General features: G+C 38.1%; 13 protein-coding genes. 3 read left to right on the forward strand and 10 right to left on the reverse strand.

Annotated elements, in window-relative coordinates:
* Positions 1-20: 20 nt before the first annotated feature.
* The 3 genes from ABYK33_RS08930 to ABYK33_RS08940 are packed head-to-tail and all read right to left on the reverse strand — an operon-like array spanning position 21 to position 3,640.
* A complete protein-coding gene (locus ABYK33_RS08930; protein WP_373032795.1) occupies positions 21-1,295 on the reverse strand; it encodes a SagB family peptide dehydrogenase in 1,275 nt (424 codons plus the stop codon).
* On the reverse strand, positions 1,279-1,641 hold the full coding sequence (locus ABYK33_RS08935; protein WP_373032796.1) for a DUF309 domain-containing protein: 363 nt from the start codon (positions 1,639-1,641) through the stop codon (positions 1,279-1,281). Before ABYK33_RS08935 ends, ABYK33_RS08930 begins: the two co-directional genes overlap by 17 nt.
* Position 1,642: 1 nt before the next feature.
* Positions 1,643-3,640, reverse strand: a complete 1,998-nt coding sequence (locus ABYK33_RS08940; RefSeq protein WP_373032797.1) for a thioredoxin domain-containing protein — start codon at positions 3,638-3,640, stop codon at positions 1,643-1,645.
* Between the two features lie 88 nt (positions 3,641-3,728).
* On the opposite strand from ABYK33_RS08940, the gene ABYK33_RS08945 reads away from it, so the two are divergent.
* Positions 3,729-4,076: a TraR/DksA family transcriptional regulator gene (locus ABYK33_RS08945; protein ID WP_373032798.1), complete on the forward strand. Its 348-nt coding sequence runs from the start codon at positions 3,729-3,731 to the stop codon at positions 4,074-4,076.
* 118 nt (positions 4,077-4,194) lie between these two features.
* Here the strand turns inward: ABYK33_RS08945 and ABYK33_RS08950 are convergent, their stop codons facing one another.
* The 4 genes from ABYK33_RS08950 to ABYK33_RS08965 all read right to left on the reverse strand — a co-directional run bounded on the left by ABYK33_RS08950 (position 4,195) and on the right by ABYK33_RS08965 (position 6,975).
* Complete coding sequence (locus ABYK33_RS08950; protein WP_373032799.1) at positions 4,195-4,848, reverse strand: S24 family peptidase; 654 nt, start codon at positions 4,846-4,848, stop codon at positions 4,195-4,197.
* Between the two features lie 242 nt (positions 4,849-5,090).
* Positions 5,091-6,296 (reverse strand): molybdopterin molybdotransferase MoeA, encoded by a 1,206-nt coding sequence (locus ABYK33_RS08955; protein WP_373032801.1) that lies wholly within the window; start codon positions 6,294-6,296, stop codon positions 5,091-5,093.
* Between the two features lie 19 nt (positions 6,297-6,315).
* Positions 6,316-6,750, reverse strand: a complete 435-nt coding sequence (locus ABYK33_RS08960) for a molybdenum cofactor biosynthesis protein MoaE (protein WP_373032803.1) — start codon at positions 6,748-6,750, stop codon at positions 6,316-6,318.
* A gap of 3 nt (positions 6,751-6,753) precedes the next feature.
* The gene (locus ABYK33_RS08965) at positions 6,754-6,975 is read right to left on the reverse strand and encodes a MoaD/ThiS family protein (protein WP_373032804.1); all 222 of its coding nucleotides are present in this window, start codon (positions 6,973-6,975) and stop codon (positions 6,754-6,756) included.
* Positions 6,976-7,138: 163 nt separating this feature from the next.
* On the opposite strand from ABYK33_RS08965, the gene ABYK33_RS08970 reads away from it, so the two are divergent.
* Positions 7,139-7,786 carry an MqnA/MqnD/SBP family protein gene (locus ABYK33_RS08970; protein ID WP_373032805.1) on the forward strand — a complete coding sequence of 216 codons (648 nt, stop codon included), beginning with the start codon at positions 7,139-7,141 and terminating at the stop codon, positions 7,784-7,786.
* A 17-nt stretch (positions 7,787-7,803) separates the two neighbouring features.
* Here ABYK33_RS08970 and gltX read toward each other — a convergent pair whose 3' ends face one another.
* Positions 7,804-9,192 carry a glutamate--tRNA ligase gene (gene gltX / locus ABYK33_RS08975; RefSeq protein ID WP_373032806.1) on the reverse strand — a complete coding sequence of 463 codons (1,389 nt, stop codon included), beginning with the start codon at positions 9,190-9,192 and terminating at the stop codon, positions 7,804-7,806.
* A 112-nt stretch (positions 9,193-9,304) separates the two neighbouring features.
* Positions 9,305-9,613: a ComEA family DNA-binding protein gene (locus ABYK33_RS08980; RefSeq protein WP_373032808.1), complete on the reverse strand. Its 309-nt coding sequence runs from the start codon at positions 9,611-9,613 to the stop codon at positions 9,305-9,307.
* 174 nt (positions 9,614-9,787) lie between these two features.
* Between ABYK33_RS08980 and ABYK33_RS08985 the strand changes: the two genes are divergently transcribed.
* Entirely contained in the window at positions 9,788-10,786 is a 999-nt protein-coding gene (locus tag ABYK33_RS08985) for a glycosyltransferase family 4 protein (protein ID WP_373032809.1), read from the forward strand.
* 12 nt (positions 10,787-10,798) lie between these two features.
* Here the strand turns inward: ABYK33_RS08985 and ABYK33_RS08990 are convergent.
* Positions 10,799-12,220 (reverse strand): peptide-binding protein (locus ABYK33_RS08990; protein WP_373032810.1); only part of this gene is annotated, 1,422 nt, incomplete at its 5' end.

A 12,220-nucleotide genomic window follows, 5' to 3' on the forward strand; every position in this document is an offset into this window, starting at 1 on the left:
TGATCAAATCACACTAAAATTTATTTCCCTATGGCCAAAGCATACAGTACCATCTCATCGTTCTCTACAAATTCATTGACCTCATCATCATAATAGGCACCGATTCCAGAACACCCTATCCCCAGATAGAGGGAAGCCACATAAAGTCTGTGTCCTATGATCCCAGCTTTTTGGTACAGTGCCTGATAATTTTTTGCTTTGGAAGTCAAGAAAAAGGCTACTGCACCTTGCATAGAAAGGCTATACTGTTCTAAACTCAAATACCCTGCTTTTTTGCCAAAGTCGCCATACTTCATGTATTTACCCTCTTTATAGAGTCCCAACGGCATATTGATCACTCTGTTTATGACAACATACACAGAGACATCTTCATCACAATCACTCAGTATAGGCTGATGTATGGCTTCCATAAGGTAATTGAACTGCCCTTTGGTGATGGCACCTTCCTCGAAACCTCTTTGTGACCTTCGGGTAAAAAGTGTTTCTTTAAGTTTCTCAGCTTGATAGGTGAACTTTGGCGCCTTTACCTCCCGTTTGCACTCTTCCATCTGCATCGTTTCATTGTACGCCTGTTCTATTAGAGGGTTAGACTCAAAAGTCCTGCTTCCATCGACATAGGGGAGAGCAAACTCTATGGCAGAGATTTCCTGATCTTGTATCGGTACTGCCATAGAGCACCCAGACAACATCCATTCTCTTCCTTCAAAACCGAACATACGGTTCAACTTTTCTCTGTCTATATTGTAAAGCATTTGTGCAGCATGTGGTTTGAGTAATGCCGAAGCTTCTATGCTACCCAAAAGATGCCCCCCGTCTAAAAGACAATACCTGAACGCCCGGTTCTTGTATTTCCATGAAGAACGATAATACACTGCGGAAACCAGAAAGAGATATCCTTTCATAGCGATTTTGTAGCCTAGATACGGTTCGATACCTTCATCCTCTGTAATGGCTTGCAGTAGTGTCAAAGAGGAAGAGCTCACTTCATAATGATACACTCCGTCGTCTACACCTTCTACACCTCGCGCTTGAAAATAAAGTTCGTTAGGATACAGTGCTCCTGCAGAAGGGTTAATACGCAGATAATACTCTCCACTTGGATAGCTTTTCTTTGCAGTCAACCCTGCAATATAATAAAGAAAATCATCTTCTGCTTTGTCCAGATCCAATTTTCGTTTTTCATAACTGTCAGGATAGTTTTTATAAGTACTGGGCTGATCTTCCCAGGAAAGTCTGTTGGGATTGGTTCGTACAGAGTTGTAAGAATGTTTTGTTGTACTATGGTACCAGAACATCAAAGACCTCTGCATGTTTTAATTTCAAAGATTCTATCTTTTGGCCGGCTTGATTAAAGAGCTCTGCATGTTCGATACTGTCTGTACACAAATGCTTATATCTTTCATAGGAAGCAATAACCCGCTGTGCTTTGTCTTTTACATTCTTTCTATCGCGCTTGATATGTTCAAACGTGATGGCTCCATTGATAAACCCTTTTACAAGATTCTTCAGAGAATGATTACTGAGTCTTAAAGGATGCCATGCCTCTTCCAAAACTTCATGCGCTTCAAAATATTCTTCTTTATCTAAAAGGTTAAGATACTCTTTCAATGCACCTTCTAGATCATCATTCATTGTTAACATATTATTTCACCATGTTTTCTATTTGTTTTATCAAAGCTGTTATGTTTGTATCGTACGCAAAACAGCTGCTGATTCTACAGGCAAGATACTTATCACTCTCTTCGGATTTGCTTAAAACAAAAGGATACTGCATGACTTCTATCTCTTTTCTGCTTTTTTGCAACTTTTTGGTCTTAGATTTAATGATGACATCTCCCAATTTGAGACGTAAAAAAGTATGAAGAAGTTTGGGTGCTTTGGCAGGTGTTCTTTTCAACACTCCTCCAGCATTTTCAATGGTTTCTTTAACCACATCAATATAAGAAAGTTCTTCAGTGAGGCTGGCTACCCTTACCAAGTTCTCCAACATGACACTCAATGCAGAAGTATAATACCTGTCATCAAAATCAGCTTCAGCTTCTATGCCGTCATCACTCAAGTACCATCGTTTCTCTCTATAAAACTTGACTATGGCTTCATTGGCCAAATCTTGTAGTTCTATAAGGTACTTTTTATTGTATGTACTTTCATACCCTTCTATCATAGCATCGATTAAAAAAGCATAGTCTTCAAGTAAACCTTCTTGTTTGGGTTCTGTACCTGAAAGCGTTTGATGATACAGTCTGTCTCTTGTTCTCATCATTTTCAAAAGTGCTTCTAAGCGTTGCTCAGCCAATGTAAGATAGTGGCTATCAAGCGTGGAAGCTACAAAAAGTGCTTTGATCATCATTGCATTCCATGCTGTGATAATTTTGTTATCTACAAAAGGAAAGGTTCTTTTACTGCTTACTTCTCTTAAATATGTTTTGACCTGCTCTAAGCTCACAGGTACGGTGTCACTGGTGATATGCGTATGAGAAAGATCCCCATCGATATTCCCATCTTCTTCTATGCCTAAGTATGCCAAAACTTCTTCTACTTCTTCAAGATTCAAGCCCTGTGCCAACAGATCCTTCTTTACTTCCACATATTCATAGATAAAATACCCGCCCTCTTCTCCTTCACTGTCAGCATCACTGGCGGAAAGGTACACACCCTCTTTCATAAAATTCGTTTCCATTTGGGCAATGCTTTCATCCACTACATTTTTATAAAGAGGATCAGCTTTAAGTGCATACATACTTACATACAGAGGTATGAGTTCAGCATTGGTGTAAAGCATCTTTTCAAAATGGGGGCTCTGCCACTCTTTGTCTGTGGTATAACGGAAAAACCCTCCTCCTATCTGATCATAAATACCACCTTGTGCCATTTTTCTAAGTGTCTTCTCGGACATATCTAATGCTTTTTTGTTACCATTTAATTTATAAATATCTATCAAAAGTGCTATTTTAGACGCTTCAGGAAACTTTGGTCTTGAAGAAAAACCTCCATTCTCTTGATCAAATTCTGCAGAAATTTCCTCTACAACTTTATCCATTACATTTAAGCTCAACTTCTGTTTTAAATTTTCTTTTCTATTTCCCCTTATCTCTGCTTGTGTATGTTTCGCTACAAGTTCTTGCAACTGTTTTGTATTCTCTGCTTGCAGTTTGCTTAAGGAAGGAAGCATGTTCATCATTCCTATGGAACCATAACCCTCTTCTATGGGAATGTAGGTAGCCAAATGAAATACTTCTGCTTCAGGAGACATAAAAACACTTAACGGCCATCCTCCCCTCTCTCCATGTACAGACATATAAAACTTCTGATACTTTTTGTCCAATTGAGGGAACTCTTCTCTATCTACCTTGATAGACACATAGCTATCATTCAACAGTTTTGCGACAGTATCATCCGTAAAACTCTCCTCTTCCATCACATGACACCAGTGACAAGTACTGTAGCCTATGGAGAGAAAAATAAGTTTGTTTTCTTTTTTAGCTTTAGCGAAAGCTTCTGCCCCCCAAGGATACCAGTTGACAGGATTATATGCATGTTGCTGAAGATAGGGAGAGCTTTCGTGTATGAGTGCATTGGTATGATTATGTTCAGCATGTATGAAAGTTAAAAGTGCCAACCAAAAAATTATATTTCTCATCTTGTCTCATTTCCTGTATAATAATCTCAATATACCATAAAGTAGCCACAAATGACGAGAATTAAAATTCAGTACAGGGAGGCACTAAATGCCGAGTTTTACAGAAGAAGAAAAAAGTAATATTAAAGAGAAGATAGAGCAAGATCTCATAACACTTAAAGAACAAATAGCCATACTCGAAGAAAAAGTAAAACCCATTGCTCCGGACTGTTCGTTGGGAAGACTCACCCGTCTGGAAGCCATGGGGGAACAACATGTCAACAACAAAATACTGGATGAATCAAAATTACGTCTATCAAGGCTCACCAATGCACTGTTACGGGTAGATAAGCCTATGTTCGGTATTTGCATAGAGTGTGAAGAAACGATCGGTATGGGACGTATGAGCATACGTCCTGAGAGTGTAAGATGTGTGGAGTGTGCCAGTAACCTATAAACGTTATCAGAAAAGACACTTTTTGAACAAAGTCCTAAAAGCTACGCTTGTCGCAGAGCCTACTTCTGAAGTAGGCTCTCGCAACTAGTTGCTCTTTACTACTTTACAATATCAGAGACTATAGACTTTCTATATTTCCCACTACTTTACCTACGATACTTACGACATCTGGTGTCAGGACCTCTGGGGGATACGCTTTATTATCGGAAATTAATTCTACCATCCCATCTGCTCTTTGACGAATACGTTTGATGAATAAGCCCCCAGTTGTTGAAGCAATGAAAACACCATCTTTATTTATGTTCGTCTGACTTCTGTCTACAAAGACGATAGATCCATCTTGAAGTGTTGGTTCCATAGACTCACCATCTACATGAATAGCTTCAAGCTCTGTGTTTCCCATACCAACCATATTATGCATAATCTTCTCATCCAGCGTTATAGTTTCAAAGTCTTCGTCAAAACCATAAGCACCCCCACCTGCACTTGCACGGATATCTGAAAAATAGCGTACTTGAAAGAACTTCTCTGTCTCCGCTTTAAGCATATCAACTGCTTGATCAAAAAAGAGCCAGTTCACAGAGATCTTCTTTAGTGCACAAAACTCCAATATCTCTTCATAAGGGATAGAGTTTCTTTTTTTCATCGTTGCAAACGTTGCCTGAGGGATGTTCAGTGCAGTTGCCACATCTTTATCAAATACTTTTCTTCCTATAGCACTCTCAGAGAGTACATCTTTTAACTTTTCTATAATTTCAGTAAGTATTACCATTTTATCTCCTTTTTTATTTATTATATGACAAATTATAGGGTATATTTCTTAAAAGTATGACAATTTGACATATTTTTTATATATTTTGCATTTTATTTGTACAATTTGACATATTTAAAATGAAAAGGATTTAAAATGGATTTTAAAAGAAATAGAAACTTACTTAATCAAGCAATGAACTCAGGATGTAAAACAGTAGCAGAGCTTGCACTTTTTCTAAAGATACAAGCAAAAGTGGCAGCTTAGTCGAGTAAAAGTACCGTTACTTCATCGCCTATTTCTTTAGAAGTATCATCTTCTGAAGTGGCAAGCAGGGCAACATTCCCCAACATATTGGTAAGGATGGCAGAAGATCCTACTTTTTTGTCTTTAAAGTCAACATAGTATTCACCCTGAAGAAGGGTTACATTACAAGCAGTAAACTCAGCTTTTTTAGCACGTTTTATAAATGCTTCTGCTAGTTTAGCTTTAACTTGACGTAAAGACGATTTACCTTGTTGAAGTTTTTCGATCAGAGGTACAACATAAAGCAATGCTGTCACTGTAGACGAGTAAGCAAAACCAGGGAGCCCGATGATAAATTTATCATCTTTTCGTGCTACCATGATATGCTGCCCAGGTTTCACACGTACACCCTTGAAGACTACATCACAACCAAGTTCATAGATAACATCTTTTACAAAGTCAAAATCACCGACACTCACACCACCTGTGGTCACAACAATATCACTTTTCTCTAGAGCATCTGAGATAGCCGTAGTGATAGTCGCTTTATCATCTTTGATGCACCCAAGTTGCATAGGTAGTCCATCATACTTATTGACGATCGCTTCTAGTATATAATTATTAGAACTTCTTATCTGGGAATCATTGGTTTGTTCTTCACCTAATTCCAATAATTCCGTACCTGTTGATATGATAGCCACTGTTGGCTTCTCGTAGACAAGTACATTGGCTATGTTCAAACTGGCCATTACACCTATTTGAGGAAAGTCAATTTTCGTCCCCTTGGGAATAAGCATTTGTCCTTTTGCATAGTTCTCCCCTACTTCACGTACAGAAAACCCTTGAGGGACCTCTTCTTTGATGATAATCTCATCACCATCCACTTCTACATTTTCTATAGGTATAAGCGTATCTGCTCCATGAGGCATAAGTGAACCTGTAAAGGTTTTGATACAAGTACCGCCTATGACCTCTTCTTTTAATGCAGACCCCGCAGGGTTGATGCTTCCTACCTTGAGCGTGCCTAAAGTCATATCTTCATGGATAATCGCATAGCCATCCATAGCAGATGTAGGGAACTCCGGAGAGTTATGATCTGCTATCACATCTTCAGCCAATACATACCCTAAGGCATCCACCAAATAAAGTTTTTTTGTTTTGTACGTGTTTATCTCAATATTTTGTATCATCTCGATTGATTCATCAAAGTGCATAAATGCCATTATCATTGTTCCTTCATTATTATGCCAATAGTCCAGAGCCATTCATCGGAGTGCTTCTGTCTGCTGCATAAATACGTTCGCCATTCTTCACATCATACTTCCAGATAGGTGCATTGGCTTTAAAGTCTTCTACAAATTCATCTATGAGTTCTAGTGCCACTCTGCGTTTAGGCGAGAAAACAGCAGAAACATACGAAGAGGTATGTACAGGAACATCCCCTATAGAGTGCGCCATTTTTACCACTGCCCCTAGAGCTGCAGCTTTCTCTTGCCACGTATCAAACCATTTTTGCAGCACAGGTTCATAGATATCAAAACTAAGTGCTTCTATATCATCCTCCGCACGTATCGTCCCCACAAAAGGAATATATGCACCATAGTTTGACTCTGCCTGCTCATCAAGCCAACGACCGAATATCTCTTTGGTATTTAGCGGACCATTGTAAAGTTCCACTCTTTATCCACCGCACACAGGAGGCAAGATAGAGATTCTATCACCATCTTGGAGTACTGTTGTCAGATCATTTACCATTGTATCATTCAATGCTACGGCACATTTGTCCAACCATTGTGCTAAACTACTGTCTTCTTTAAGCTGTACAGAGACGTCTGCCAACGTCTCTGCTTCCATCTCCACCGGCACTGTACCGATAGGACCTAAAAACTCTACTTTTACCATGAGAAAGCTCCTCTTCATTAAGTATGAGTCCTTTTATTTAAAAGGACTTGTGTTAGTGTCATTTGACAGGCTTTTCCCGAAAAATGGCCTATAATAGTAACGCGATTATAAATCTTGTTTGGTATAATTACGCTTAAACAGGATTTCGGGAGGAGCTTATACAGTGTTATTTGGGTCTATTAGCTATCTTAATCTTCTACCTTTTCAAGTCTTTCTCAAACGCTATATTTCCAATAACGCATCACAAATGACGTTTCGTTACAAGCGTGCTGTCCCTTCACAGATCAACAAAGCCCTTCAAAGAAGAGAAGTCCATGCCGCCTTCATCTCTTCTGTTACCTCAGCTAAATGTAAATGTACAGACCTTGGTATCATAGCAGATCAAAAAGTCTATAGTGTTTTACTCTTGGAAGGGGAAAATGAGATCGATCCGGCATCAGCTACTTCCAATCAACTTGCACGTGTGTTAGAACTTCAGGGGAAAGTACTTATAGGAGATGCCGCACTCAAACATTATTTCAATGAAGGCACAGGCATTGACTTGGCAGAAGCCTGGTACAAAGAGACGGGTCTTCCTTTTGTCTTTGCCAGACTCTGCTATAACAAGCACGAACAGGCTATTCAAAAATTGGCTCGTACCTTTGCACAAACCAAAGTAAAGATCCCTCAATATATCCTGAAAAAAGAAGCAAAAAAAAGAGGTATAACACCAAAGCAACTTACTTGGTATTTGGGTCATATACGTTATAAAATGGATGATAAAGCGAAGAAATCTTTGAAGTTGTTTCTAAATAAAAGTAGACGTTTATAGGGTTTTTTTCCTATAAACTATTCTATCGTTGCAATTGCTTTTTCGATTCGTGACACTGTTTCATCCAGACCTAAAATAGCCATGATCTCATCAAGTCCGGACCCTGTCATCGAACCCAGAAGACTCACACGAAGAGGCATACCAATTTTCCCAAAACCTATCTCTTTGGTTTCAACCAGTTTTTCCATCACTTCATGATAATCACAAGGGAGATGCAGTATTTTATCCCAATCTTTAAGCATTAAAGCAAAATCACTCAAGATCTCTTTTGCTTCTCCTTTAAAGGCTTTTTTCGAAGATTTTTCATCATACTGGACAGGTGGAGTAAGGATAATATTGATCTGTTCTGCAAGATCTACCAACGTTTTCCCTCTCTCTTTAGTCGCATCAAGAAGCAACTCTAACTTATCATGTTCATGTATATCCACACCGAACTCTTTAAGAAGTGTCGCAAGCTCATCATTTGGTGTATTTTTAATGTAATGTGCATTCAGCCAAAGTAGCTTATCCAGGTTATAGTTGGATGAACTTTTATTAATATTCTTAGGATCAAAAAGTGCTATCATCTCTTCAAGGCTAAAGATCTCCTGGTCTCCATGACTCCAACCAAGACGTACTAAGAAGTTTAACAGCGCTTGCGGCAAATATCCCATAGTCTTATAATCCATTACATCTGTAGCACCATCCCTTTTGGAGAGTTTTTTGCCCTGCTCATTGTTTATCATTGCCACATGGTTAAAGTTTGGAAGATCAAACCCAAGTGCATTGTACACTACGATCTGTTTAGGTGTATTATAGAGGTGGTCATCTCCGCGGATCACATCTGTCAATCCCATAAGTGCATCATCTATAGCAACAACAAAGTTATACGTTGGTGCACCATCTGCTCTAGCGATGACAAAATCATCTACTTCAGATGCGGCAATGTTCATCTCACCTTTCACTCCATCGACAAAACGTATAGTCCCCTCTTGTGGTGCTTTAATACGAATAACCGGCTCCACACCTTCTGGTGGTGTACCTGTAAAGTCACGGTAACGTCCATCATAACGTGTACGCTCTTTTTTAGCCATCTGTTCTTCTCTAAGGGCAGCAAGTTCATCTTTGCTCATATAACATTTATATGCTTTACCCTCTTCGAGAAGCTGATCAATGTATGTTTTATAAAGGTCAAATCTTTTGGACTGGTAGACTACTTCACCATCATGACTCATCCCTACCCATTCAAAAGCTTTGAGTATCGCTTCCGTTGCTTCTTCAGAATTACGAGCCATATCTGTATCTTCTATACGAAGTAGAAATTTACCTTTGTTATGCTGTGCAGTAAGCCAGGAGAAGAGTGCTGTTCTGAGTCCACCAATATGAAGATAACCGGTAGGTGAAGGTGCGAAACGTGTAACTGTCATGATAATACCTTAAATAGAGTCTAAAAATAAATTAGTGAATTGTAGCGAAAATGTGGTTAAAGGGGATTTTGTACCAGGAGTTATAATAGAAGAGCCGAAGCTCTTCAAGGGTTTAACTTTTCTTTTTATCTGTAACTTTTGTTTTACTCTGAGTTACTTTTTTTTCCTTAGAAGAAGACTTCACATCGTTTTTTACATTTTTTGCAGTCTGCTCACCGATACCATCAACCCGTTGAAAATCTTCAAACGATTTAAATTTCTCTTTTTTTCTTTCTTTTATAATGGCATCCGCCTTCGCATTACCGATACCGTTGATCTCCATAAGCTCTGCTTTTGAAGCTCCATTGAGCTGATTTAAACTCATACCAAATAGTGATGATGTGGCGAGAACCAAACATCCTATAATTACTTTCTTTAACATCCTTGTCCTTTAGATAATTAATTTTTTGTTATTTATAAAATAACGAAATGATTATACTAAAGTAATCTTATAGACTTTGTAGATATTAAGCTATATCTATAATAATCTTAATGTGAACGTGGATAAGATTATGTATCCTATAGTATAATACTCTAAAAACTAAAGTATTTGTATATGATATCTCTATTTGTTTATCCATTTTTAATATCTCTATTCACACTTATGGCGATCATATACTTCAGTCATAAACATGATCTCTTTATTGATGATGCGGAGCATAGCAAGCCTCAAAATTATCATAGCGTTTCAACCCCTAGAGCCGGGGGGTTAGGTATCATACTAGGGATGTTTTTTATCACAATTTTCCCTCTTGGATTGAACTTTATTCTCCCCATTACACTTGCATTTTTTTCTGGTATTTTTGAAGATTTCAATAACTCTTTAAGTGCCAGACGTCGTCTCTTTTTGCAAATCCTCGCAGCACTGAGTGCCATTTGGCTCACAGGTTCTGTGGTGACCTATTTGGGCCTTGGCATAAGTATACCCTATTGGGCAGGAGTGATATTTAGTCTGTTTGCCATTGTCGGGATGATGAATGCAGTCAATATTATTGATGGATTCAACGGCCTGGCTTCAGGGATCATACTGCTTATACTTCTCTCTTTTGCCATCACTTCTTACGAACAGAATAATATGGAGATACTTACGATAGTACTTAGTACTGCAGGTGCAACTTTAGGATTTTTCACACTTAATTTTCCGAAAGGTAAAATATTTTTAGGCGATGGAGGCGCATATCTACTAGGCTTTATCGTTGCCATTATCGGTATATTTTTGGCAAGCAAGTATGAAAGCGTCAGTCCCTGGTATATTTTTTCTATATTTATCTACCCCGTTTGGGAAGTGCTATTTTCTATTATGAGAAAACTTTATATAGGGCTATCTCCAATGCAACCCGACGCCTATCATTTCCACATGCTTGTATATAGACAGATCACTCACAGTAACCCCTTAACAGCGCTATTCATTATAGGGTCAACGCTTCCGTTTATGACAGTATCAACCATTTTTCCAAATAAATCAACAACAAATATTGCCATATCATGCTGTTTTATACTCTACTATTCAATCCTCTACTATTATCTTTACAAAAAAGATACACGCAAGATCTGATCTTTTAATGCACTATTTTTTAAGTTTATAGATTTTACTATACGGTGAGGATACAACCAGTTCAAAAAGGTTTTTATCATACTTCTCCAGTATGAACATTTGTACATACATTGAGTCAAACGTTTCCCTATCCATCACAATAAACTTTCCATAACTCTTCATATACACAATTGCATACTCACCATCAGGATGATACAGCCGCGACTGCAATTGAGGTGACCCCTCTATGGTATTTTGAGTTACAATAAAATACTTCACAGGTTTGACTTGTTTCCCTAAAGTAATCTCACCTTTTTTAGCATCGAAAGTAATACCATTGGAAAAAGTGATCATTCCATCTTTATTGCCCACTGCAGAGGTAGGATAAAATGAAATCTTTCTCTCTGCTCTTCCTGTCATTAAGTCTAAATTTCCAAAGACTGCCACTGTAGGAAAAATATTTAACATACGGTAAGGAAGATAAAGATAGATATCTCTAGTTTTTTCAGGAAGTTTATATGCCCCATCTTCTAGCTCAGATAAAAGAATATTTGGATCGAGTTGATCTTTTTTCCCATTTTTAAACAGAGTATTCGCAATTATTGAATAGTTAGAATCTACATAAGTCTCCACTGCCAATCGACTTAGATTGGCAGCAAGATCAGAAGAAGAAGTTTGCATGATCTTAGAGATAAGAAAATTATCATTTTGATGTTTCCCTCCATCTATGATCGTATTTGTATTAGAGTAGAACCAGACAGGATAACCATAATCCCACCAAGTAAGAGTATAATCTTTATCGCTTGCAATTTCATTTAATGCATTAAGATCTTGTACTTCTGCTTTATTAAGTACTGTAGGTACTTTATATCCAATGACATGTGTAATATTTGGATAAAGCAATGCTCCCGTTGCAACTATTACAAGGGCATATTTGAGCCTCTTATTTTGCAAAAGATCACCTAGTGACCAAAAAAGATAAATCGCACTCATCGCAGCTATAGGTACAGCATACACTGTAAATCTAAGTCCTCCCCATAAAGCAAAAGCACCTATACCGATGAGAGGTAGCGCTAAGATAAATGCTCTATGCCTCACAACCAGCACAATATAACCCAGGAAAGAGAGGATAACCCCGATCTGCGAACCAGAAATGCGGTTAGCAAACATTTCAAAAGGGATTTTTCCTGCCTCTCTGATCGTTTGTTTCACGCCATAAAAATGCAAACCTTCACTCGCAGTACCTGTAGAAATATAGCCTGACACCTTGGCAAGGATCAAACCAAAGACATTACCAAAATACATAAACAACAAAAATAAAACACCTGAAACTAACATAAGTTTTTTCTGTTCTATCAATGAATTTTTCAACATAAAGTACAATCCAAATACCACTATAACTTTAATAATATATGACAAAGGTGCCATCAAAGGGAAAGGAGAAAGTGCTACAAA

It is taken from the genome of Sulfurovum sp. (assembly GCF_041562805.1).
In the GTDB taxonomy this organism is placed as follows: domain Bacteria; phylum Campylobacterota; class Campylobacteria; order Campylobacterales; family Sulfurovaceae; genus Sulfurovum.